This window comes from [Mycobacterium] manitobense (genome assembly GCF_025821665.1).
GTDB lineage: Bacteria > Actinomycetota > Actinomycetes > Mycobacteriales > Mycobacteriaceae > Mycobacterium > Mycobacterium arseniciresistens.
Genome location: NZ_JACKSJ010000117.1, coordinates 183,525 through 207,138, shown reverse-complemented (window position 1 = coordinate 207,138; position 23,614 = coordinate 183,525). Strand labels below are relative to the sequence as shown.

General features: G+C 69.0%; 23 protein-coding genes and 1 tRNA gene. 13 read left to right on the top strand and 11 right to left on the bottom strand.

Annotation, left to right across the window (positions count from 1 at the left end):
• From H7I41_RS15290 to H7I41_RS15275, 4 genes are all read left to right on the top strand, one after another.
• Positions 1 to 768: WS/DGAT domain-containing protein (locus tag H7I41_RS15290; RefSeq protein WP_264013435.1), on the top strand; the 768-nt coding region annotated here is incomplete at its 5' end.
• Positions 769 to 839: 71 nt separating this feature from the next.
• Positions 840 to 1,760 carry an efflux ABC transporter ATPase subunit, DrrA-related gene (locus H7I41_RS15285; protein ID WP_372503748.1) on the top strand — a complete coding sequence of 307 codons (921 nt, stop codon included), beginning with the start codon at positions 840 to 842 and terminating at the stop codon, positions 1,758 to 1,760.
• An 8-nt stretch (positions 1,761 to 1,768) separates the two neighbouring features.
• Entirely contained in the window at positions 1,769 to 2,563 is a 795-nt protein-coding gene (locus H7I41_RS15280) for an ABC transporter permease (RefSeq protein ID WP_264013433.1), read from the top strand.
• Positions 2,560 to 3,324: an ABC transporter permease gene (locus tag H7I41_RS15275; RefSeq protein WP_264013432.1), complete on the top strand. Its 765-nt coding sequence runs from the start codon at positions 2,560 to 2,562 to the stop codon at positions 3,322 to 3,324. Before H7I41_RS15280 ends, H7I41_RS15275 begins: the two co-directional genes overlap by 4 nt.
• A gap of 12 nt (positions 3,325 to 3,336) precedes the next feature.
• Here H7I41_RS15275 and H7I41_RS15270 read toward each other — a convergent pair whose 3' ends face one another.
• From H7I41_RS15270 to H7I41_RS15260, 3 genes are all read right to left on the bottom strand, one after another.
• On the bottom strand, positions 3,337 to 4,611 hold the full coding sequence (locus H7I41_RS15270; protein WP_264013431.1) for a DUF222 domain-containing protein: 1,275 nt from the start codon (positions 4,609 to 4,611) through the stop codon (positions 3,337 to 3,339).
• Between the two features lie 67 nt (positions 4,612 to 4,678).
• Entirely contained in the window at positions 4,679 to 5,215 is a 537-nt protein-coding gene (locus H7I41_RS15265; RefSeq protein WP_264013430.1) for a hypothetical protein, read from the bottom strand.
• Positions 5,216 to 5,227: 12 nt separating this feature from the next.
• Positions 5,228 to 5,731, bottom strand: coding sequence for a ribonuclease FAU-1 family protein (locus tag H7I41_RS15260; protein ID WP_264013451.1), 504 nt, complete (start codon positions 5,729 to 5,731; stop codon positions 5,228 to 5,230).
• Positions 5,732 to 5,802: 71 nt separating this feature from the next.
• Between H7I41_RS15260 and uvrB the strand changes: the two genes are divergently transcribed.
• Together uvrB and H7I41_RS15250 are read left to right on the top strand one after the other, a co-directional pair.
• Positions 5,803 to 7,962: an excinuclease ABC subunit UvrB gene (gene uvrB / locus H7I41_RS15255; RefSeq protein WP_264013429.1), complete on the top strand. Its 2,160-nt coding sequence runs from the start codon at positions 5,803 to 5,805 to the stop codon at positions 7,960 to 7,962.
• 51 nt (positions 7,963 to 8,013) lie between these two features.
• The gene (locus H7I41_RS15250; RefSeq protein ID WP_372503746.1) at positions 8,014 to 9,402 is read left to right on the top strand and encodes an MFS transporter; all 1,389 of its coding nucleotides are present in this window, start codon (positions 8,014 to 8,016) and stop codon (positions 9,400 to 9,402) included.
• Here the strand turns inward: H7I41_RS15250 and H7I41_RS15245 are convergent.
• Positions 9,399 to 10,136: an MgtC/SapB family protein gene (locus H7I41_RS15245; RefSeq protein WP_264013428.1), complete on the bottom strand. Its 738-nt coding sequence runs from the start codon at positions 10,134 to 10,136 to the stop codon at positions 9,399 to 9,401. The genes H7I41_RS15250 and H7I41_RS15245 overlap by 4 nt on opposite strands.
• A 113-nt stretch (positions 10,137 to 10,249) precedes the next feature.
• Between H7I41_RS15245 and H7I41_RS15240 the strand changes: the two genes are divergently transcribed.
• Positions 10,250 to 10,320 (top strand) — tRNA-Cys (locus H7I41_RS15240).
• A 22-nt stretch (positions 10,321 to 10,342) separates the two neighbouring features.
• On the opposite strand, the gene H7I41_RS15235 is transcribed toward H7I41_RS15240, so the two are convergent.
• The 3 genes from H7I41_RS15235 to H7I41_RS15225 all read right to left on the bottom strand — a co-directional run bounded on the left by H7I41_RS15235 (position 10,343) and on the right by H7I41_RS15225 (position 13,406).
• Complete coding sequence (locus H7I41_RS15235; protein WP_264013427.1) at positions 10,343 to 10,753, bottom strand: hypothetical protein; 411 nt, start codon at positions 10,751 to 10,753, stop codon at positions 10,343 to 10,345.
• Entirely contained in the window at positions 10,750 to 11,964 is a 1,215-nt protein-coding gene (locus tag H7I41_RS15230) for a cytochrome P450 (RefSeq protein ID WP_264013426.1), read from the bottom strand. The genes H7I41_RS15235 and H7I41_RS15230 overlap by 4 nt, the downstream gene beginning before the upstream one ends.
• Positions 11,965 to 12,050: 86 nt before the next feature.
• Entirely contained in the window at positions 12,051 to 13,406 is a 1,356-nt protein-coding gene (locus H7I41_RS15225) for a sensor histidine kinase (protein WP_264013425.1), read from the bottom strand.
• 101 nt (positions 13,407 to 13,507) lie between these two features.
• Between H7I41_RS15225 and H7I41_RS15220 the strand changes: the two genes are divergently transcribed.
• Positions 13,508 to 14,350 (top strand): acyl-CoA thioesterase, encoded by an 843-nt coding sequence (locus H7I41_RS15220; RefSeq protein WP_264013424.1) that lies wholly within the window; start codon positions 13,508 to 13,510, stop codon positions 14,348 to 14,350.
• On the opposite strand, the gene H7I41_RS15215 is transcribed toward H7I41_RS15220, so the two are convergent.
• Together H7I41_RS15215 and H7I41_RS15210 are read right to left on the bottom strand one after the other, a co-directional pair.
• Entirely contained in the window at positions 14,332 to 15,000 is a 669-nt protein-coding gene (locus H7I41_RS15215; RefSeq protein WP_264013423.1) for a UdgX family uracil-DNA binding protein, read from the bottom strand. The two genes, H7I41_RS15220 and H7I41_RS15215, sit on opposite strands and share 19 nt — an antisense overlap.
• 38 nt (positions 15,001 to 15,038) lie before the next feature.
• Positions 15,039 to 16,577, bottom strand: a complete 1,539-nt coding sequence (locus H7I41_RS15210; protein WP_264013422.1) for a glycosyltransferase family 39 protein — start codon at positions 16,575 to 16,577, stop codon at positions 15,039 to 15,041.
• Between the two features lie 204 nt (positions 16,578 to 16,781).
• Here H7I41_RS15210 and H7I41_RS15205 point away from each other — a divergent pair, with 204 nt between their 5' ends.
• The 5 genes from H7I41_RS15205 to H7I41_RS15185 all read left to right on the top strand — a co-directional run bounded on the left by H7I41_RS15205 (position 16,782) and on the right by H7I41_RS15185 (position 22,362).
• Positions 16,782 to 18,218 (top strand): UbiD family decarboxylase, encoded by a 1,437-nt coding sequence (locus H7I41_RS15205; protein WP_264013421.1) that lies wholly within the window; start codon positions 16,782 to 16,784, stop codon positions 18,216 to 18,218.
• Between the two features lie 28 nt (positions 18,219 to 18,246).
• Positions 18,247 to 18,669, top strand: a complete 423-nt coding sequence (locus tag H7I41_RS15200; protein WP_264013420.1) for an SRPBCC family protein — start codon at positions 18,247 to 18,249, stop codon at positions 18,667 to 18,669.
• A gap of 10 nt (positions 18,670 to 18,679) precedes the next feature.
• Positions 18,680 to 20,314, top strand: coding sequence for a UbiD family decarboxylase (locus tag H7I41_RS15195; protein ID WP_264013419.1), 1,635 nt, complete (start codon positions 18,680 to 18,682; stop codon positions 20,312 to 20,314).
• Between the two features lie 248 nt (positions 20,315 to 20,562).
• Positions 20,563 to 21,009: a universal stress protein gene (locus tag H7I41_RS15190; protein ID WP_264013418.1), complete on the top strand. Its 447-nt coding sequence runs from the start codon at positions 20,563 to 20,565 to the stop codon at positions 21,007 to 21,009.
• A 45-nt stretch (positions 21,010 to 21,054) separates the two neighbouring features.
• Positions 21,055 to 22,362, top strand: a complete 1,308-nt coding sequence (locus H7I41_RS15185) for a cytochrome P450 (protein ID WP_264013417.1) — start codon at positions 21,055 to 21,057, stop codon at positions 22,360 to 22,362.
• A 5-nt stretch (positions 22,363 to 22,367) separates the two neighbouring features.
• Here H7I41_RS15185 and H7I41_RS15180 read toward each other — a convergent pair whose 3' ends face one another.
• The gene (locus H7I41_RS15180; RefSeq protein WP_264013416.1) at positions 22,368 to 22,868 is read right to left on the bottom strand and encodes a DUF427 domain-containing protein; all 501 of its coding nucleotides are present in this window, start codon (positions 22,866 to 22,868) and stop codon (positions 22,368 to 22,370) included.
• Complete coding sequence (locus H7I41_RS15175) at positions 22,858 to 23,535, bottom strand: MBL fold metallo-hydrolase (protein WP_264013415.1); 678 nt, start codon at positions 23,533 to 23,535, stop codon at positions 22,858 to 22,860. The genes H7I41_RS15180 and H7I41_RS15175 overlap by 11 nt, the downstream gene beginning before the upstream one ends.
• Between the last annotated feature and the right edge of the window lie 79 nt (positions 23,536 to 23,614).

Sequence of the window (23,614 nt, the reverse complement as noted above, 5' to 3'; positions counted from 1 at the left end):
AGGGCCGCCGGCACCGCCAGGGCGGCCCGGCGGTCGGCGTCGGCGATCCGGGCGGCGCTGCGGGAGCGCGAACTGTTCCCGGTGTTCCGCGCGCCACGGACGATGTTCAACGCGCCCGCCGGCGGCGACCGCAGCGTGGCCGTGCGGTCGTGGCCGATGGCCCGGATCACCGACGTGGCGAAGGCGGTGGGCGTCAGCCCGAACGACGTGTCGGTCGCGATGATCTCCGGTGCCCTCCGCGAGTACCTCATCGAATGCGACGCGCTGCCGGAAACCCCGATGCTCGGCATGCTGCCCGTCAGCATGCGGACCGGGACGGAGGCCAACGAACGCAACATCTTCGGCAGCGCGGTGTGCAATCTCGGCACGCACCTCGAGGATCCCGCGCAGCGACTGCGGGTCATCAACCGGTCGATGGACTACAACAAGCGGTTCATCAGGTCGCTGCCGCAGCAGGTTGCGATCCACTTGGCAGGCCTGATCTGCGCCCCAGTCGGAAGTGGCCGCATCCCGCCGGTGTTCAACGTGTCCATCTCCCAGGTGCCTGCGCCGCGGGAAGCGCTGTACCGCGGGGGAGCGCGACTTCTCGCCACGTACGCCCTGGCTCCGACGCTGAGCGGCCAGGCGCTGAACTTCGGCCTCATCAGTGACGGTGCGAACGTCACGTTCTCCGTGGTCGGCAACACCGCGACGGTGCCCGGTCTCGAGCGATTCCTCGACCTCTTCGAGACGGCTCTGAAGGATCTCGAACGCGCGGCCGGTCTGTGACCACCGCTTCCGCCGAGACCGGCGAACCACCGGTCGCGGTCGAGGGAGTGGGCAAGTCGTTCGGTGACGTCATGGCACTGCGGGACATCACCTTTCACATCGACCGGGGCGAGGTGGTGGGCCTGCTCGGCCCGAACGGCGCTGGCAAGTCCACCCTGGTGGACATCCTGTCCACCCTCACCGAACCCGACTCCGGCCGCGCCCTCGTCGCGGGATTCGACGTCGCCATCCAGCCTGCCGAGGTGCGCAAGAAGATCATGCTGACCGGCCAGCAGGTGGCGGTGGACACCATGCTCACCGGCCGGCAGAACCTGGTGATGTTCGCGCGCCTGCAGGGACTCCGCAAGGCCGCGGCACGGATTCGCGCCGACGAACTGCTCGCCGAGTTCGAGTTGACCGGGGCCGCCGACCGTCGGGTGTCGACCTACTCAGGTGGGATGCGGCGCCGCATCGACATCGCGTGCGGACTGGTGGTCCGTCCCGACGTGGTGTTCCTTGACGAACCGACGACCGGGCTCGACCCACGCAGCAGGCAGGGAGTCTGGAACATGGTGCGCCGCTTCAAGAGCGAAGGCATCACGACGTTGCTCACCACCCAGTACCTGGGAGAGGCCGACGCGCTGTGTGATCGCATCGTCCTCATCGACCGCGGAGTGGTGATCGCCGAAGGCACCCCGCAGACGCTCAAGGAGCGCACCGGCGCGAGTTTCTGCGAGGTCGTGCCGAGAGATCCGGCCGACGTGGCGACGGTGGCCGCGTTGATGCAACGCCTGCTGCCTTCGCATCGTGGCGACGTGGTGGTCGCGGCGGAGCAGGACCGGGTGATCATGCCGTCGCCGGAGGGGGCGACCACACTGCTGCGTGTGCTCACCGAGCTGGCGGCACACGGTGTCGAGGTCGCCGACGTGGTCCTGCGCCGGCCCTCACTTGACGATGTCTTCCTGTCCCTCACCGGGGATGGGGTGGCTCCGGTCGTCGACGCGCTGTCGTGAATTCGGCTGTGGCGCGAACTGATCCGTCGGGGGTGCAGCAGTGGTGGGTGCTCACTGTGCGCGTCGTCGCCCCCACTTTCCGCAACGGCGAATTGGCCATCGCGGTCGCACTGTCCGCCGTGTTCACAGTCAGCTTCTACATCCCGCTGCGGGAGGTGATGAGTGGGTTCGTGCCGGGGAACGGCGGTTACGCGCAGTACCTGATGCCGCTCATCGCCGTGCAGGCGGTGTTCTTCGCGGCGATGTCGGCTGCCATCCGCTCAGCCACCGATTCCGTGCAGGGCGTCGAGCGACGCTTCCGCAGCCTGCCGGTGTCACCGTTCGTCCCACTGGCGGCCCGCATGACCGCGAACGGATATCGGTGCGCGGTCGCCCTCGCAGTGGCAGTCCTCTGCGGCTACGCCATCGGGTTCCGCTTCTACGGCAACGGCTTCCACACCGCGGCGTTCTGCTTGCTGGTGATCGCCATCGGATTGAGTGTGTCACTGGTCGGTGACGTGATCGGCGTGGCCGTTCGCAGGCCGGAGGCGACACCGCACCTGCTGCTGGTGCCGCAGCTGATACTCGGATACCTGTCGGTGGGCATCCAGCCCGCCGAGCAGTTCCCCCGCTGGATCCAGCCGTTCGTTCGCCACCAGCCCGTTTCCGTGTTCGTCGAGGCGCTACGGGCACTGGCCGGGAACGCCGGCACCGCACCGGGCGGGGTGGCTACGGCGGTGGCGGCCGCCTGCGGCTGGGTGGTCGTTCTCTCGGTGGCCGCCGTGGTGTGGCACCGGAGGCTGACGGCGAGGAACCGTCGATGAGGCGGATCGCCGTCGAGACATGGGTGCAGTGGCACCGGCTGCTGATCGCGTGGCGACACGACCCGCGCACCGTCATCGAGGCCTTGCTGTTGCCGGTGATGTTCCTGCTGGCAGTCGACCTCGTGTTCGGACGGCCGGTGACCGCCGTCTCCGGCCACGACGCGCTCTACGGCACCGTGCCGATGACGGCTCTCGTCGGCGCGGTCTTCGGATCCTCGGCCGCCGGTATCGCGCTGATGCGGGAACGCGACGAGGGTCTGCTCGCGCGGATGTGGGTGCTGCCGATCAGCCGGTCGTCGGCCCTGGTGGCCCGGTTCGCCGCCGAGGCCGCACGCATCCTGTTGAGCGTGGCGGTGGTGCTCGTCGCCGGGGTCGCGCTGGGTTTCCGCTTCACGCAGGGTGTTTGGGTGCTGCCGCTGTACGTGTGCATACCGGTGGTGTTCGGACTGGGCTTCTCGGTGCTGGTCGTCACCGTCGCCGTGCGGCTGAGCAATGTCGTGGTCGCCGAGGCGACCGGACTCGGCATCGCACTGCTGGTGTTCTTCGCGACCGGGTTCGTCCCGCTCACGCAGTACCCGGCGTGGCTGCAGCCCGTGGTGCAGTACCAGCCGATGAGTTGTGCGATCGATGCGATGAAGGGCCTCGCCCTCGGCGGTCCGGTCGCCGCGCCGGCGTTGGGCGTGCTGGTGTGGTCGGTCGGCACGGCGGCGCTGTGCGCGGCACCGATGCTGACCGGCTACCGCCACGCGAGCACCCGATGAGATAGCGCCCTGTCAGGCGGCTTTGGCGATCTCGATTGCAATGTGGAGTTCGACGTGGCTGTCGTAGATCTCGACGGTTCCCGGTGGGGGTGGTGCGGTGGAGTGGTAGGTCGCGCCGGTGGGGGTGGTGAACGCCGCGGAAAGGATGCGGTCGCGTTCGGTGGTCACGACCTGCCAGCCGTCGGCTTCTTTGGTGTAGTTGCAACAGGCGCATTCGCCGAGGCCGTTGACCGCGCTGGTGGGTCCGCCCTTGTGGTGGGGGTGGGCGTGGTCGTGGTGGCGGATCGGGGCGTCGCAGTAGGGGGTGCGGCAGGTCTGGTCGCGCAGGTCGATGAACGTGGCCAGGGCTTTCGGGAAGCGGCGTGACCGGGACTCCATCGCCATCAACGCATTGCTCCGCGGGTGCCGGTAGAGCCGGCGCAGCGTGGCTTTGGACCGCTTGTCGCGCACAGCGTCGTGGACCAGTCCACGACCCACCGCGGCCGGGATGGGTCCGTAACCCTGTAGGTGGGCCGGTGTGTCGTCACCGCCCAGCAGGGTCTGGTCGGAGATCACCAGGTTGACCGCGACCGGCGCCGCCACGTCAGCGGGGGTGCCGGTGGTGCGTTCGACGAGGGTGTCGGCCATGACCTGTCCGCGCGAGCGGCCATCGAAGGTGGTGTCGGCGGCGCGCTTCAACGCCGCATACACACCGACTCCCTGGGCGACGGGCAGCAGCGCGGTCACATAAGTCATGGTGTCGTGCGCGGGGCGGATGGTCACCGTGCGTTCGGTGACCGCTTTGGCGGCCCGGTCGACCACGGCTTGCGGGTCGAGGCGGTAGGCGATCGTCTTGGCCGCGGCGGTGATCCGCTTGTCGCCCAACCCGTCGAGATTCTTGAGGTTGCCGCACAGTTCGGCATCGAGGGTGGCGCGGTCGGTGATGCTCAGGCACGCCGATTCCCGCACGATGAGGGTGGCCCGCCACTCCGAGAGCGCACCGCACTCCAACGCCCGCAACGTGTGCGGCATCTCGTGCACCAGCGCCCGAGCGCACCCGAGATGACGGCCACCGCGGTTGGGGGAGTCGCGGCGGGCCAGGGCGATCTCAGCGGCCAGCCCGCGGCCCCGCTTGGCGGCGGGCACTCCGGCGGCGGCCTCGGCGGCGCGACGCATCCGGTCCAGTTCGGCGGTGACCCGGGCTTGGCCGGCAGCGGCCGCGGACTTCGCCGCCTCCAACTCCTCGAGGCGGGCCCGCAACCCCGCCTCATCGGCACCGGGAGGCACCATCGCCAACGCTTCGAACATGTGTTCGAGTATAGGAGGACCCACCGACACGCGTCGGAGGACATCCGGGCGAAATGGATCCTGCGGGTCAGGCCGGCGGTGCCGGCGCGTCCGCGGGCGGCGCGGCAGCCGGGTCGACCGGCGCGGGCAGTGCCTCAGCGGTCACCGGGGCCTGGCAGGACAGCGAACCGAAGTCCGGGTCGTCGCGGTTGGGGATCAGTCGTGGGGCGACGAAGTCGTCGGCCTGGGCCACCAACTGGTCGTCGACCAGGATCTCGCAGTGCAGGTTCGCCGAGTACGGCCACTTGACCTGCACCTTCATCGTGGCGACGCCGGAAGCGGGCAGCACGGTGTTGATGTCGACGATCCGACCGGGGACCATCGTCGGATTCGCCGTCTGGGTCTGGTCACCCTCGGCGGCGTAGGTGATCGTCGCCCCGCGGGACACCCCGTCGACACGGGCCCGGTAGATGATGTTGTGCAGCACCTCGGGACCCGTGGGCGGCGTCTCCACCTGCGGTTGTCCCTCGGGATCGGCCGGCGCGAGAGCCGGAGTCAGCTGCGCGCCCGCGAACAGCGTGGCCGTCGCGGCAGCCACCACCCATCCGCGCTTGACGAAACTCATGAGCCGACCTTACTACCCGCGCCACGTCACGGCCACGCCGTTGTCCGCCAGCCAGCTGTGCAGGTCATAGCCGTGCCGGGTCAGCCCTTCGACGGTGTCGATCATCGTCCGCACCGCGCGCTCAGCAACTTCCGGTGTGAGCAGGCCGTCGCAGACCGCGGCCAGCAGTTCGTCGACGTCGTGCACGTCGACCCCACGGCCGGTGCGCACCGCCAGGTCCAGATAGTGGTCCTCGGACCGCCAGACGTCGGGCCCGGCGGTGTATCGGCCGACGTCGAGATAGTGATCCTGGTCGCGCTCGTGGCCGGGATTGAAGTGGAACACGGTGGCACGCAGGTTCAGGGCGGGCAACAGCCAGGACTCGAGGTAGTGGAACTGCGCGCGGCCGGGCGTCGGGCGCGCGACGTACAGCCCCCACGGCTTCACCGTGTAGACGTCGACCGCCCGCACGATGCCCTTGGGGTCGGTGTTCGTGCGGGCGCGCAGGTCGAATGTCTCGGTCTTCGGCGGGTGGATGGCGTCAGGATAAGTCGTTCGGACCGCCGCGGGGAATGAACTTGTCGTACCTCGCGCTTACCCTGGTGAACATGGCTTTCGCTACCGAACACCCCGTACTCGCGCACTCCGAGTACCGCCCTGTCGAGGCGATGGTGCGCACCGGTGACCGGTTCGAGGTGGTCAGCCCCTACGACCCCGCGGGCGATCAGCCGGCGGCGATCGAGGAACTCGAGCGCCGGGTCAGGGCGGGGGAGCGCGACATCGTCCTGCTGGGCGCCACCGGCACCGGCAAGTCGGCCACCACCGCCTGGCTCATCGAGCGGCTCCAACGTCCCACGCTGGTGATGGCGCCGAACAAGACACTGGCCGCGCAGCTGGCCAACGAGTTGCGGGAGATGTTGCCGCACAACTCGGTCGAGTACTTCGTGTCGTACTACGACTACTACCAGCCCGAGGCGTACATCGCGCAGACCGACACCTACATCGAGAAGGACAGCTCGATCAACGACGACGTCGAGCGGCTGCGGCACTCGGCCACGTCGAGCCTGCTGTCCCGGCGGGACGTCGTCGTGGTCGCGTCGGTGTCCTGCATCTACGGCCTGGGCACCCCGCAGTCCTACATGGACCGGTCGGTGGAGTTGCAGGTCGGCCACGAGGTGCAGCGCGACGCGCTGCTGCGCCTGCTCGTCGACGTGCAGTACACCCGCAACGACATGTCCTTCACCCGCGGCTCGTTCCGGGTGCGCGGCGACACCGTCGAGATCATCCCCTCCTATGAGGAGCTGGCGGTCCGCATCGAGTTCTTCGGCGACGAGATCGAGGCGCTGTACTACCTGCATCCGCTGACCGGCGACGTGGTCCGCAAGGTCGACTCGCTGCGCATCTTCCCCGCCACCCACTACGTGGCGGGGCCCGAGCGGATGGCGCAGGCCATCTCCAGCATCGAGAAGGAGCTCGAGGAACGGCTCGCCGAACTGGAGGGGCAGGGCAAGCTGCTCGAGGCGCAGCGGCTGCGGATGCGCACGAATTACGACCTCGAGATGATGAAGCAGGTCGGGTTCTGCTCGGGCATCGAGAACTACTCGCGGCACATCGACGGTCGTGGGCCGGGCACCGCACCCGCCACGCTGATCGACTACTTCCCCGAGGACTTCCTGCTCGTCATCGACGAGTCCCACGTGACGGTGCCGCAGATCGGCGGCATGTACGAGGGCGACATGTCCCGCAAGCGCAATCTCGTCGACTTCGGCTTCCGCCTGCCGTCGGCCGTCGACAACCGCCCCCTGACGTGGGAGGAGTTCGCCGACCGCATCGGCCAGACGGTGTATCTGTCGGCCACACCGGGTCCGTACGAGCTCAGCCAGGCCGGCGGTGAGTTCGTCGAGCAGGTCATCCGGCCGACCGGGCTGGTCGACCCACAGGTGATCGTCAAACCGACGAAGGGCCAGATCGACGACCTCATCGGTGAGATCCGCAAGCGCACTGAGCGTGACGAACGCGTGCTGGTCACCACGCTGACCAAGAAGATGTCCGAGGACCTCACCGACTACCTCCTCGAACTGGGCATCCGTGTCCGCTACCTGCACTCCGAGGTCGACACGCTGCGGCGGGTCGAGCTGCTGCGGCAGTTGCGGCTCGGCGAGTACGACGTGCTGGTGGGCATCAACCTGCTGCGCGAGGGCCTTGACCTGCCCGAGGTGTCGCTCGTCGCGATCCTCGACGCCGACAAGGAAGGCTTCCTGCGTTCACCCCGCAGCCTGATCCAGACGATCGGCCGCGCGGCGCGCAACGTGTCCGGCGAGGTGCACATGTACGCCGACACCATGACCGACTCGATGAAGCAGGCCATCGACGAGACCGAACGGCGCCGGGCCAAGCAGATCGCCTACAACACCGAGCACGGCATCGATCCGCAGCCGCTGCGCAAGAAGATCGCCGACATCCTCGACCAGGTGTACCGCGAGGCCGACGACAGCGAGACCGTCGAAGTCGGCGGGTCCGGCCGCAACGCGTCGAGGGGCCGCCGCGCACAGGGCGAGCCGGGCCGGGCGGTCAGCGCGGGCATCGTGGAGGGACGTGACACCTCCAACATGCCGCGCGCCGAACTCGCCGACCTGATCAAGGACCTGACCGAGCAGATGATGACGGCCGCACGGGACCTGCAGTTCGAGCTGGCCGCCCGGATCCGCGACGAGATCCACGACCTGAAGAAGGAACTGCGCGGCATGGATGCCGCGGGCCTGAAGTGACCGGCCGCCGGGCTTGACCTCAACGGCGGTTGAGCTCCTAGCGTGGCGGATGTGAATGACGTGACCACCGCCCCGGCCGGCACTTGGCGCGCGCTTCTGGGCCGCGAACGGATCGGCACTGCAACGCTTCTCGCAGGCGGCGTCGGGCTGTACGCGACGAACGAGTTCCTCACCATCAGCCTGCTGCCCAGCACGGTCGCGGACATCGGCGGTCAGCGGTTCTACGCCTGGGTGGTGGCGGTGTATCTGGTGGGCTCGGTGGTCGCGGCCACGGCGGTCAACCCGCTGTTGCTGAGATTCGGCCCGCGCGCGTCGTACCTGGTCACCCTGAGCCTCTTCGCGCTGGGCACTGTGGGCTGCGCGGTCGCCCCGTCGATGGAGCTGCTGCTCGTCGCCCGCACCCTGCAGGGCGCGGCGGGCGGCGTGCTGGCCGGACTGGGTTATGCGGTGATCAACGCCGCGCTGCCGAGCTGGCTGTGGACCAGGGCGTCGGCGCTGGTGTCCGCCATGTGGGGTGTCAGCGTGATCATCGGTCCGTCGATGGGTGGCCTGTTCGCTCAATTCGGCCTCTGGCGTTGGGCTTTCGGCTCACTGGCGATCCTGGCCGTGGCGATGATGGTGCTCGTGCCGATCGCGCTACCCGACACCGGCGAGAAGTCTCCGTCCGTACGCACCGGAGTTCCGCTGGGGTCGCTGCTGCTGCTCGGCGCGTCGGCACTGGCCATCAGCGTCGCCGGCGTGCAGCACCACCCCGCGGCGACGGCGGGCATGCTCGCCATTGGTGTCCTGCTGATCGCCGGCTTCCTGTTCGTCGATCGCCGCGCCAAGGCCCGGGTACTGCCCCGCGCGGCGTTCAGACCCGGACCGCTCAAATGGATGTACCTGACGATCGGCATCCTGATGGCCGCCACGATGGCCGACATGTACGTTCCGTTGTTCGGTCAGCGACTCGCCGGCATGGCGCCGGTCGTGGCGGGATTCCTGGGCGCGGTGCTGGCGATCGGCTGGACCACCTCGGAGATCATGAGCGCATCGGCCGACGGACGGCGGGCCGCCCGGCTGGTCGCGGTCGCGCCGTTGCTGATGACCGTCGGGCTCGCGGTGACGGCACTCACGGTCGACGACGGCCCACGCTGGCCGGTCATCGCGGTGTGGGCGGTCGGTCTGTTCGTCGCCGGTGTGGGGGTCGGGGTGGCGTGGCCGCACCTGTCCGCCTGGATCATGGGGGTGGACGACGATCCCGTCGAGAGCGGTGCCGCCGCAGCGGCCATCAACACGGTGCAGCTGGTCTCGGGTGCCATCGGCGCCGGGCTGGCCGGCGTGGTGGTGAACATGGCCGACGGCGGCGACGTCGCCGCGGCCCGATGGCTGTTCGCCGTGTTCGCAGCCCTTGCCGCGGTCGGACTGCTCGCCTCCTATCGCGCGAGCCGCGATTCCTAGTCGGGGTCGTCCTCGAGTTGGCGGATCGAGGTGACACCGTCGATCGAGGCGAGCACGGTCGGCGCGTTGAGGATGCCGTTGCCGCTCAACGTCAACAGCACACCGGCATTGTGTGCGGGCGCTCCGAGGGGCTCACCGCCGGTGTCGGAGGCGAGCTCGGAGAGCTGCCACCCGCGCCGGTCGCAGGCGGCCAGCACCTCGCGCATGACACTGCGGCCCTCCGCATACGTCAGGTGCAGGCGTATCGAACCGCTGAGCCGGGCCGCGAGGCGGCGCGTAAGGGGCATGAACCCGAGCACGATCAGGAAGTGCATGGCCGTGACTGTGCAGGCGAGAAGCAGGAGGCCTGCGCCGGCAGCCATGCCGATCGCGGCCGACTCCCACACCGCGGCCGCGGTGGTCAGGCCGTGCACCGAGCCGCGGCGGAAGATGATGATGCCGGCCCCGAGAAATCCGATGCCCGAGACGATCTGGGCCGCGACCCGTGACGGGTCCACTTCGACGGTGCCCGGCACGACGACGTCGAGGAACCCGTACTTGCTCACCAGCAAGATCAGCGCCGCGGCGGTCCCGACGATGGTCTGGGTGCGCAACCCCGCGCTCTTGCCCTGGATCTCGCGTTCCACGCCGATGAGCGCGGTCAGGCCGAACGCGACGAACAGTTCCACGATTTGGCGGGGGCCCTGACCGGGACCGCCGAAGAACGGGTCACCGGCCGCCAGCCACGCCTCCATGCCGACCAAATTAGCTGCACCCGCTGTCGGGCCGGGTGCGCCGCGCCGACCGCCGATCACGGTGATCGAAACCCTGGCGCAGCGGTGCGCCGGCTGACATGGTGGAGACCATCGCGGGTGTGGCTGAGTGGCTAGGCACCGGCCTGCAAAGCCGTTTACACGGGTTCGAATCCCGTCATCCGCTCCGAGTAAAGCGCAGGTCGTCGCTACGTCGACGCTGCGGGCCCCCAGCGTTTCTCCCCGTTCTCCCGGCGCAGGCCCGCGAGCGTGTGCGTGACGGCCTCGACGTCGGAGGCCTCCGAGAACAGCCGTTCGATCTGTTCGACGTTCTCTCGCGCCCAATCGATTTCGTCTGCGGCGGACAGGTAGCGGATGTCGTCGTCGCCCCGCACGTACTGCCTGATCAACGAGATCCAGTAGCTGTCGCCGGGAAGGCGGGTCGGTGCCACGGACAGCTCCAGTTGTCCCCGGTCGAGGGTGATCCACCACGTCACGTCGGGTCCCGAAACGGTCAGCGAGGCGTTCGGCGCATGCGTCCGCGAGTCGGTGAACCGGTACCGCGGATCCGCGTAGAGGAATTCGAAATGCCGCAGGAAGATCTCGAGCAGCTTCTTCACACCGCGACCGCGGCGGGGGTGAAGCGGACGGGCATCGACTTGATCCCGTTCATCAGCACCGATCGCACCCGCTCGACCGGTCCGGCCAGCTCGAGGTCGGCCATCCGGCTGAGCACCTCGGGGAAGATCGCGGCGGCCTCCACGCGGGCGAGGTTGGCGCCAAGGCAGAAGTGCGTGCCGCCACCGCCGAAGGCCAGGTGCGTATTCGGCGTGCGGCCGACGTCGAAGCGGTCCGGATCGTCGAAGTGGGCCTCGTCGCGGTTGGCCGACGGGTAGAACATCGCGACCCGCCCGCCGGCGGGCATCGCGATGCCACCCAAATCGGTGTCACAGGTGGCGGTCCGGGTGAACGCCAGGACGGGACTGGTGTAGCGCAGCATCTCCTCGATGGCCGTCGGCAGCAGCGACGGGTCGTCCTTCAGCCGGGCCCGCTGGTCCGGGTGCTCCATCAGCGCGACAGTTCCTGCGGCGATCAGGTTCCGGGTGGTGTCGCCGCCCGCGTTCAGCAGCAGCAGGAAGAACATGTTGAACTCGAAGTCGGTCAGGCGCTCACCGTCCACCTCGGCTCGCAACAGTGCGGTCGCGATGTCGTCGGCGGGTTCGGCGCGCTTGCGGGCGGCGAGGTCGTTGGCGTACTCGAAGACCTGCATCTGGGCCTGCTCGACGGAGGGACCCATGTCCCCGGTGTTCATCTGCTCGGAGAGCGCATACAACCGGCGGCCGTCCTCCAGCGGGATGCCGAGGAGCTCGGCGATGACGTACGAAGGCAGCGCCCCGGCGACATCGGCGACGAAGTCACACTCGCCACGCTCGACCACGTCGTCGACGATCTGCCGTGCCATGTCGGTCAGGTGGCTGCTCAGCCGGGCGACGTGGCGCGGGGTGAAACCCTTGCTGACCAGTGTGCGCAGCGACGTGTGCCGCGGCGGATCCATGGTCAGCATCATCAGTTCCAGCTGGAAGAGATTCTCGGGAGGGGGCACGTCGAAGAACACCCCGGCCGTCTGCGACGACCACGTCGCGCTGTCCCGCGACACCGCGCGCACCTCGTCGTAGCCGGTCAGCGCCCAGAAGCCGCTGTCGCCGTGCGGGTGCCAGGCCACCGGGGCGCGTCGGCGAAGCGCGGCGAACGCCTCGTGGGGCATTCCGTGTGTGTAGGTCTCCGGATCGGTGAGATCGACACCGCCGATGGTGATGGCGTCCTCGGGCATGCGGAACCTCCCCGGCGTGGGACGGCCACGCCACGGCGAACGTTAGCGCCGTCCGGTGGCCCCGTGGCCGATTCCGCGGATTCGCTTCAGCGCACCGCGGGCAGCTTGAGCAGCAGCCGGGCGCCACCCATCGGGCTGGTCTCCAACGAGGCTGTGCCGCCGTGCAGTTCGGCCTGCTGCGCGACGAGTGCGAGACCGAGCCCGGAGCCCGAGCGCGAGGCGGTCGACCCGCGGGAGAACCGCTCGAACACCAGCGTGCGTTCCTGCTCGGGCACGCCGGCGCCGTTGTCGTCGATGGCGACCTCCACGTTGTCGCCGGAATGTAGTGCGCTCAACCGGATCTCGGTCGCCTTGCCGTGTTTGACGGCATTGGCGATGGCGTTGTCGACCACCAGGCGCAGTCCGGCGGGCAGCCCGAGGATGTGCACGGGCGCCGACGGCACCAGCGACACGTCGAGGCCGGGGTAGCTGCGCACCGCGTCGTGGGCGGCCCGGTCGAGGAGTTCGGTGAGGTCGACGGGCACATGGTCCGCAGCGGTCATCAACTGACCCTGTGCCAGCCGCTCCAAGGCGGTCAGCGTGGACTCGATGCGGCTCTGGGTCCGGATGACGTCGCCGATCACCTCCGCCCGCTGATCGTCGGTCATGTTCAGCGTCGCGAGCACTTCGAGGTTGGTGCGCATCGCGGTCAGCGGTGTCCGCAGTTCGTGTGAGGCGACCGCGGCGAAGTCGCGCGCCGACTCCAGCGCCGCCTTGGTGCGCGCCTGCTCGTCGCCGATGCGCGCCAGCATGCCCTCGACCGCCTCGGCGATCTCGACGGCCTCCCACACGCCGCGCACCTGCACCTCGTCGGGATTCGACTGCGCATTGATGGCCCGAGCCTGCTCGGCGAGCAGCCGGAACGGGTTGATCATGATCAGCCACATCACCCAGACGACGACCACGGTGGCGGTAAGGACGCCGCCGCAGATGAGCAGTACCCGAAGGTGCAGCTGATCGATCCGCTTCTGCGTCTCGGCCAGCGGCGCGCCGAGGGCGATCGACGCCGGCCCCGCGGTGAAGGTGCGCACCCGGTACTCGACGCCGTCGATCGTGGTGTCGGCGTAGCCGTCCGGCAGCTGGGGCAGCACGGTGTCGCGGGGCACCGACAGCGTGACGCCGCTGATGCGGGCGGTCCGGATCAGGGTGCCGTTCGGGATCGTTCCCCCGGTGGGCAGCGGCTGCGGGTTGAGCAGCGTGCTGATGTCGCCCAGGCTGCTCACGGAGTCGAGCTGCCGGTCCAGTTGGCTGTACTGGTCGTTCGTAACGCCGACCCACACCCACACCCCGAGCGTGATCACCAGCGCGGCCACCGACACCGCGGCGACGATCACGATCGTGCGCAGCGACAACACCGGCATCGGCGACTGCAGCAGCCGGTAGATGCGCTCATCGACACGCATCAGCGACCCTGTCCGTCCACGTGGTCATCTTGCCTGACCGGGAGGCGGCGGTGAGCCACGCCGCGCGGCGTCGGGCATGATGCCCCGGTGCAGTCCCCGCAATGGCCGACATCGTCGACACCCTTGACGTCGCGCAGGTGGGTGAGGACGCGTTCCTCGCCACGCAGCTCGACAACGCCCACCACCACATCGTGGGTGGCCACATCGCGGGGCAGGCGCTGGTCGCTGCCGGACGGACGGCTCCTGGCCGGTTGCCGCACAGCTTCCACGTCTTTCTGCTGCGTGCGGGGGACGCCCGCTATCCGGTCGAGTTCGAGGTGAGCCGGTTGCGCGACGGCGGCACGCTTGCCACCCGTCGGCTGACGGGCCGCCAGGACGGCCAGGTGCTGCTCGAGGCGCTCGCCTCCTTCACCACACCGGTGGACGGCCTGGAGTACCACCAGCCGCTGCCCGAGGTTCCCGCGCCCGACGACCTGACGCCGATCCAGGAGCAGCTGCGGCCCTACGCCGAGGAGGTGGGCGGGTACTGGGTGCGGCCGCAGCCGTTCGAGTTGCGCTACGCCGACCCCCCGCCTCGACTCGCGCTCGACCTCCCCGAGCCGTCGCCGCGGATCCGGATGTGGTGGCGCCCCGCCGGCGATGCAGCCGTGCTGGCAGGCGCAGACCCGCTGATCCACACCGCACTGCTCGTCTACGTCTCAGGCACCACCGTGCTGGAGACCACGATGACGATGCGGCGCACCACGCAGACCAGCGTGTTCAATGCGTTGATCGACCACGCGATGTGGTTCCACCGGCCGCCGCGGCTGTCCGACTGGATTCTGTCCGACCAGGTGTCGCCCAGCGGCATCGACGGCCGCGGCCTGGCCACGGCGACGATGTTCAATCGTGGCGGCGAACTGCTCTGCACGGTGACGCAGGAGGTCTACTTCGGCCGCGGCTGACCGAGCAGGCCGGCGGCCACCCGCAGGTCGGCGGTCAGGTCGTCGAACGCCTTCTCCCGGTCCTCCGGCGGGCCCCGCAGCACCGATGACGGGTGCACGGTGGCCACGACCTGCGGGTCGAAGTCCAGGCCGGTGGTCGACGGCGGCAGGCGCAGCACCTCGCCGCGGTGGGCGGTGACACGGAAGTCGTTGCCCAGCAATGCTTTCGCGGCCGTCGCGCCGAGTAGCACCACCACGTCGGGCTCGATGGCGTCCAGCTCGGTGATCAGCCACGGGCGGCAGGCCACCACCTCGGTGCGGCTCGGCGTCTTGTGGATCCGGCGCGTGCCCCGCTCGGGCAGCGTGAACTTGAAGTGCTTGACGGCGTTGGTCACATAGACGGCGTCGCGGTCGATTCCGGCGGCGACGAGCGCGCGGTCGAGCAGCTTGCCCGCCGGGCCGACGAACGGCGCACCCGCCCGGTCCTCCTGGTCGCCGGGTTGTTCGCCGACCAGCATCATCGTCGCCGCTGCGCTGCCCGCCCCGAAGACGGTCTGGGTGGCGTCGAGGTACAGATCGCAGCCCTTGCAGCCCTGGGCCGCATCGGCCAGTACCGCGAGATCGGCGGTGGCGGGGACGAACTCCTGAGCGCCGGGCGGACGAGCGGCCATGTCGGCAGGACTACCCGCCTGCACGGAGTTCTATCGGGCTACCTGGTCGACTTGGCCACCTGGGCGAAGCTGAACTGCCACCGTTCCACGAGGTGGAAGCCCATCCGTTCGGGCACCCGGTAGGCCGGTGCACCGCCGAGCCGCGGCCCGGGGTCCAGCGTCGTCCCGGATTCGCGGTCGGGCACCGTCTCGTCGCGCTCGGACACCGTCCACAGCACGGTGCACTCCTGGATGCGGTCGGCTACGCCGCGGATACCGAGATGGGAGTCCCACAGCCAACCCCGCTCGGCCGCGCGCCGGCCGCGGCCGGGGTCTACCAGCTCCGCGTAGGCCGCCGGACGCGCCGCGGTCAGCGGCCGGATCGGGCCCGGCTTCCAGTCGGTGGTGTTGTCCAGCACCAGGCAGTCGCCCGGCTGTGCGTGCGCGGAGATGACGTCGGCGACATGGCTGAAGTCCATGCCCTCCTTGGCGTACGGCCCACGTTGGACGAACAGGTAGTTCGGTGTGGCGGCCAGCGCGAACACCGCGAGCCAGGCGGTGATCCGCTCGCGGCTGCGGGCGACGGTGGTGACACACACACCGAGCAGCAGCGCCATCGCGGGCGCGGTGAAGGTCAGGTAGCGCGGGTAGTAGATCGGTCCGGCCAGCGCCGAATAGGCCACCAGCACCGCGGTCGGCAGCGCGATCCACGCGGCGGTGAGGACGGCCAGCCGCCGGTCGCCGCCGGTCATCGCCCGGGTCCGCCGTAGCACCACCGCAGCCGCGATGGTGACGCCGGCGAGCACCGCGAACGCCACGCTGTGGTCGAAGTACTGTTCCTCGGCGATCTCGACCACGGTGTCGAGGCTCAACGGGGCGATCCACCGCACCTGGATGATCTGCGTCCGGCAGTACAGCAGGAACGGTGTCACCGCGATCAGCGACACCACAGTCGCGGCCAGCCAGCCGAGGACCGCGGCACGCCGGGGTGCGAGCACGGCCAGCAGCACCGCGTGCACCAGCGCGAGCAACACCATGAACACGTTGAGCACGGTGCACACGATCAGCGCGCCGGTGTAGAACGCCCACCACGAGCGGCGCCTGCGACGGACGGCGGCGACGAGCAGCACGCTCACCCAGACCGCGGCGAGTGCGGACAGCGCGTACGACCGGCCCTCGATGCCCGCCCACGTGATGCGCGGCAGGATCGCGAAGCAGATTCCCGCGCATACCGCCGTCGTCCGGCCGGAGAACTGCCTGCCGAGCACCACGACGCCGGCCGAAGCGCCCGCCACGGCCAGGCAGCTGGAGAACCGGATCCAGAACTCGGTCACCGGGAACACGGCGAACCACCCGTGCATGATCAGGTAGTAGAGGCCGTGCACCGCATCGATGTTGTGCAGCAGTCGCCACAGATCCGTCACCGGTCGCGTCGCGGCAGAGATCGTCGCCGCCTCGTCGAACCACAGCGACGGCCGGGCGGCGCCGGCAGCGCTCACCGCGGCGGTGAACAGCGCCACCACCAGGGGGTCGAACCGACCGGCCCGCAGTGCTCGACGGGCGTCCTCACGACGCTCCGGTTTCAGTGAAAGATCCACGCGCTCGACTCGCTACCCTCTCGACAACCGGCAAAACCGTAACCCGGCGGATTCCCGTTCGCCCGTCCGTCCCGTTCCGGTGCGTCGCCCGGCACGGCGGCGACTGCGCATACACACCGAAAGAGCCCACCCGCCGCGGCCTCCCAGTAAGGTCCTGATTGTCTTTGCTGGGGATTCGGGGCGACAGGAGTGGGGCACCGCGCGATGCCGTTCCAGGATTTCCGGGAGTTCCTCGATGCACTGAGGTCCCGAGGCGAGTTGATCGACGTCACCCGGCCCGTCGCACTCGAACTCGAGGTGGCCAAGGCGATGCGCAAGAGCGCTTCGGTCAACGGCCCCGCCGTGGTGTTCCGGGACAACGGAACCCGGTTCCCACTCGTCGGCGGGGTGTACAACTCGCGGGCCAAGGCGCTGATCGCGTACGGCTGCGACGAGGACGCGGTGATGGCGCACATCACCGAGGGATTGGGCCGACGGATCCCGCCGGTGTTCGTCGAGGACGCCCCGGTGCACGAGAACGTGATCCTGGGCGACGACATCGACCTGACGACGTTGCCGGTGCCCCGGTACAGCCCCGACGACGGCGGGCCCTACATCACGCCGGGCATCGTGGTGAGCCGCGACCCCGACACCGGCGTCCCGGACATCGGGCACTACCGGTTCGAGGTCATCGATTCCCGCACGCTGTCGTTCCTGGCGATGCCCAACCACCGCTTCGGCAAGCACATCGCCAAGGCGGTCGCCCGCGGCGACAAGACGTTTCGCGCGGCGCTGGTCATCGGCGTCGATCCGATGCTCGCCTACACCGGTCCGATCCAGGTGCCCGACGACACGAACGACTTCGAGGTGGCCGGCGGCCTGCGCGGCGCCGCCGTCGAACTGGTGCGCTGCCGCACCATCGATCTGGAGGTGCCTGCACGCGCCGAGTTCGTCATCGAGTTCGAGGTCGACTTCACCCAGACCGTGTTCGAGGGTCCGCTGGGGGAGTACACCGGGTACTACACGCCGGGTTCGATGAAGCCGATCGCGCGGCCGCTGGCCCTGACCCACCGGAACGACCCCTACTTCCAGGCGCTGCTCACCGGCAAGCCGACCACCGAGAACCACGTGCTCAAGCAGTTGGCGTTCGAGGCGTCGTTCCTCAAGTCGATGCGGACGACGTTCCCGACGATCGAACGGGTGGCGATCCCGCCGTCGGGAGGAGTGAACTTTCGCGTGGTGATGGCGATGCGCCCGCGGTTCACCGGCGAGGCCCGCAACGCCATCCTGACCGCGATGGGCTCCAACGTCCGACCCAAGACGGTGATCGTCGTCGACCCCGACATCGACGTCCAGGATCCGGGAGAGGTCGAGTGGGCCATCGCGTTCCGCTCACAGCCGGCCCGCGACGTGATCATCGTCGACGGCCTGCCCGGCGGGCCGCTGGATCCGACCCTCGACGAATCCCTCGAGCCGGACCGCCGCACCGGATCCGCACTCGGCATCGACGCCACCTACCCCTACGGCACGGTGGTGAAAATCGCCGGCGATGCCTGCGGCCCCTCGCTCGCCGAGCACGGCGCCGAGTTCGTCGGCCACTTCACAGAAGTCGCCGACGTCCCGGGGTGGCGCGACTACGACTTCCCGGAACTGGCGCCCTGAACACCCCGTAGAGACGAAAGGCCTCTCGATGCCCGAGATCCATCACGAGATCAAGATCGCCGCGGCGCCCGAGCGCGTGTTCGAGGCGTTGACCACCCGCGACGGCGTGGCCGGGTGGCACACCCCGTCGGCGGAGGGCACCGGTGAGGTGGGCGGCGAATGGGTGTTCCGTTTCGCCGATCACCCCGAATTCGGATGGGAGGTGACGACTTCCGAATCGCCACGCCTGGTCGGGTGGCGGTGCACCCGCGGCCCCGGCGACTCGGTGGGTACGACGGCCACCTTCACGCTGACCGCGAGCGACGACGGCCGCACGCTCGTCGAGCACGTTCACGCCGGCTGGCCGGGCACCCACGGGAACTTCCGCAAGTGCAACACGACATGGGGCGTGCTGCTCCACCATCTGCGGGACTACGTCGAGACCGGCGACGCCGCACCGGCATTCGAGTGAGGAACGGGCCATGCCCCAGCAGAGCCTGAGCGAATTCGTCGACGAGATGGAAAAGGCCGGGATGCTGGTCCGCATCACCGACGAGAAGCGGGTGGACGAACTGCCCGCAGTGATGGAGGCCAATCCGCTGACCGCGGTGCTGGTCGAGCATGTCACCGACTGCGAATTCCAGTTCCTGGCCAACGCATATTCGAATCAGGACCAGACGGCGTGGGCGCTGGGTTGTGAGAAGAGTGAGACCGGGCGGCGGATGGTGGAGCTCGGCAAGGGCCGGATCAAGCCCGAGGTCGTCGACACCGCGCCGTGCAAGGAGGTCATCCTCACCGGTGACGACGTCGACCTGACCCGGCTACCGCTGTTCCTGCACCACGATCGTGACGGTCACGCCTACACGAACGACAACCTGGTGGTGACCAAGCACCCGGACACCGGTGTCTACGACTGGGGCATCTACCGCAGCATGTTCCGGACCAGGACCGAGAAGATGTTCGACATGACGTGCACGTCGCACCGGGCCCGCCTGAATGCGCAAGCGGCACAGGCCAAGGGGCACAATCTCGAACTGGCGATCGTCCTGGGCGGCCCTCTGGTGGACAAGGTGGCCGCACTGACGGGGGTGCCGCCCGGAACCGACGACTTCGAGGTCCTCGGCAGTTTCTACGGGCATCCCGCGAAGCTGGTGAAGTGCGAGACCATCGACCTCCTGGTGCCGGCCAATGCGGAGATCGTCATCGAGTGCGAACTGATGGCGACGGAGGGGCTGACTCACGACGAGGGACCGTACGGCGAGTTCACCGGCATGTACGGCGGCGGGATCAAGGCGAACTACCGTGCGGTGGTGAAGGCGATGACCTTCCGCAGGGGCGGCATCTTCCAGCACGCGACGATCGGCGGGAGACACCCCTGGCACACCGACAACATGTTGCAGCTGCCGATGATCGAGTCCGATCTCTACGGCGGCCTGGCGATGGCGGGAATCGACGTCAAGGAGGTCCGCGCGCCGCTGGGCGGCCTGTCGAACATCGTGTACGCGAAGATCAGGCCGCGCGGCGCCGGCGACTCGAAGCAGGCCCTCGGGGTGATGCTGACCTGCTCGAAGCAGGGGCTGCCGAAGATCGCGATGGTCTTCGACGAAGACGTCGACATCTGGGACGACAACGCGGTGCAGTTCGCGATGGCCTTCCGGTACATGCCGCACCTCGACACGGTGACCATCCCGAACGGCAACACGATGACAGTCGACCCGATGATCGCCGAGGACGCGGCTCCGGGCACCGCGTCGAAGATCGGGCTGGACTGCACCATCCCGATCAGTCCCAAGTTCGTGCGTTCGCATTTCGACCGGAGCACCGTGTTCGAACTCGGCGATCCGCCACCCGGGGTCGTGGTGATGTCGGAGCAGGACCTGACCGCGGACATGGCGGACTTCATCCGCGCGGCGCCGCGGACCTGGAAGGAGATCCTCCAGCAGTACAACGGCCAGCCCTACAAGGTTGTCTACGGAGCGTTCAGCAATCTGCGGCCCCAACTGGGACGCTGCGATGACGAACCGTGGTACCGCTACACGTTCTCCGACACCGACTTTGCCGTCCACGTCGGGGAGGCGCCGTCGTCGAATTTCGATCCGCGCCATCGGGAGACGTGAAACCCGTTGTGATGACCTGGATCACGTCCGGGCCGCTGGTGCGAGTTCGCGGGAGCGGCAGTGGCATGGGTCTCGTTGGTCACCGTACGAAGCGGCGCGTGGCGTGGGGTGACTAACATCAGTGCCGGTAGAACGGCTGTTGCCGGGACCGGACGCCATTGCCGGGTGTCGTGAATCGCACCGATTCCACGGCGGCGCGGGTTACTGTCTCGGGTGGCGGCGATGCAACTGACACTTGGAGGACATGGATGAGCGCCTATCAGACCGTGGTGGTCGGCACCGACGGTTCGGATTCCTCGTTGCGCGCGGTGGACCGCGCCGGCCAGATCGCCGCCGGGTCGGGTGCGAAGCTGATCGTGTCGACGGCGTACTTCCCCCAGAGCGAAGACCAGCGTGCCGCGGACGTACTCAAAGACGAGGGCTACAAGATGTCGGGCAACGCCCCCATCTACGCCATCCTGCGTGAGGCGCGCGACCGTGCGAAGGCCGCGGGCGCGGAGAACATCGAGGAGAAGGCCATCGTCGGCGCCCCCGTCGACGCCCTGGTCGAACTCGCCGAAGAGGTCAACGCCGATCTGCTCGTCGTCGGCAACGTCGGCCTGAGCACCATCGCCGGCCGGCTCCTCGGATCGGTTCCCGCCAACGTCGCACGCCGGTCGAAGACCGATGTGCTGATTGTGCACACCACCCCCTAGGGGCCGCCTCCCCGTGTGACAATCGGGCTGTCGAGGAGGTCAAGTATGACGTCTACGGTCCGCCCGATCGGCCTTTCTCCGCGTGAGAACGGTGCTCCGCCACCCGACGTGCCGTTGCGCGACATCGACCTCGGATCGCTCGATTTCTGGGCGTGGGACGACGACCGCCGCGACGGCGCCTTCGCCACCCTGCGTCGCGAGTCGCCGATCACGTTCTTCGAGGCTCCGCAGTTCCCGGGGTTCCCCACCGGCGCCGGGCACTGGGCGCTGACGTCGCACGCCGACGTGCACCACGCCAGCCGCCACCCCGACCTGTTCAGCTCCAGTCCGACGAGCACATCACTGGGCGACCAGGCGCCGGAGGTCTCGGAGTTCTTCGGCTCGATGATCACCCTGGACGACCCGCGTCATCAGCGCCTGCGGGCGATCGTCAACCGGGCCTTCACACCGAAGATGCTGGCGAGGATCGAGGCCAGCGTGGCGGAGCGGGCCCGCCGCCTGATCGACGACATGATCGCCGCGCACCCCGACGGCAGCGCCGACTTCGTCGCCGAGGTGGCCGCACCACTGCCGCTGCAGATCATCTGCGACATGATGGGGATCCCGGACGAGGACGAGGAGAAGGTCTTCCACTGGACGTCGGTGATCATGGGGATCGGCGACGACGAGGCGTCCGGGGACTTCGACGAGATCGTGGCGGTGGCCACCGAACTGGCCGGCTACGGGATGGCGCTCGCCGAGGACCGGAGAGCGCGGCCCGCCGACGACCTGACCACCAATCTCGTGCTGGCGGAGGTCAACGGCGAGCGGTTGTCGTCGACGGAGATCGCCTCGTTCTTCATCCTGCTGTGCGCGGCGGGGAACGAGACCACGCGCAACGCGATCAGCCACGGCATGGTGGCGCTCACGCGCTATCCGGACCAGCGCCGCACGTGGTGGTCGGATTTCGACGCCGTCGCGCCGACCGCGGTCGAGGAGATCGTGCGCTGGGGCTCGCCGATCATGTACATGCGGCGCAATCTGACCCGCGACGTCGAGATGAGCGGCGTGCAGATGAGGGCCGGCGACAAGGTGTCCATGTGGTACTGCTCGGCCAACCGCGACGAACGGGTCTTCGACAACCCGTGGTACTTCGACGTCACCCGTTCGCCGAACCATCACATCGGCTACGGCGCGGGCGGCGCCCACTTCTGCCTCGGCGCGAACCTGGCGCGCCGCGAAGTCCGGATGCTGTTCGGTGAACTGCACCGCCAGGTGCCCGACATCGTCGCCACCGAGGAGCCGGCGATCCTGAGGTCGGCGTTCGTGCACGGCATCAAGCGCCTGCCGGTCGCCTGGACCCCGCCTGCCTGACGCGCCTACCAGCCCATCGACCCGGGCACACCCTTGAACGGGCCGGCCACCCGGCTGGTGATCCAGCCGCCATAGAAGCCGCCGGGCTGCGGCAGCACCTCCTCGCCGTCGACGGTGCAGCGGTCCATCTGCGCCGCCATCACCGCGACCGCGCCTGCGAGCGCCCGAAACCCCGCGGTCGGCTCGGGGTAGGTCCACGCCGCACGCGGCGCCACCCGGTCGCCCCCGATCACGTCGTAGTACCGGGCGCGGCCCTTCCACTCGCACCACGAGGCGCCGTCGGCGTCCCGCAGCGCCCCGGGCCGGAAGTCATCGGCGGGCAGGTAGTACGTCGGCGGATGGCTGGTCTCGAGCACCCGCCAGCCGCGGTTGGTGGACGCGACGGTCTCGCCGCCAAGCTCTACGGTGATCCGGCCGGGGAACTGCTCGAGCCGCGGCGGGCGCGGGTAGTCCCAGACCGATTCCTGACCGGCGAGCGGCCGGTCCGGGACCGGCCTACCAGCCACGTTCGCGCCATTCGCCGAGGTGCGGCCGCTCGGTGCCGAGCACGGTGTCGTCGCCGTGGCCGGGGTACACGGTGGTGGTGTCGGGGTAGACGTCGAACACCCGGCTGGTGACGTCGCCGAGGAGCTGCTCGAAGTCGCCGGGCTGCCACGTCTTGCCCACCCCGCCGGGGAACAGGCAGTCACCGGTGAACAGTTGCACGCTGTCACCCGCCGCGGGCCCGCTCAGCGCCAGCGCCACCGAACCCGGCGTGTGGCCCCGCAGGTGGATCACGTCGAAGGTGAGCTCACCGATCTCGATGGTGTCGCCGCCGTCGATCAAGCGGTCCGGCCGGACCGGCAGCGGTTCGGCGTCCAGCCGGTGCGCCGCGGTGGGCGCGCCGGTGATGTCGACCAGGTCGGACAGCGCCTGCCAGTGGTCGAAGTGCTGGTGACTGGTGACGATCAGCGACAGGTTGGGTGCCTGCATCTCCACGAGTTCGGTCAGCAGATCGGCGTCGTTGGCGGCGTCGATGAGTAGCGACTCGCCGGTCTGGGAACACGTGATGAGGTAGCAGTTGTTGTCCATCGGGCCCACCGACATCTTGATGATCGTGGCGCCGGGCAGCGTGCGCTTGGCGGCGGTCTGTGGTTCCACGTGACCGGTGTAGTTGTCGTCGATGGCAGTCATGTCCGCCACGGTATCCGACCGCCGGCCGCCGTCCCGGCGGGTTGTCGGACCGGGCACATAGCATGGACACGAGCTGTGT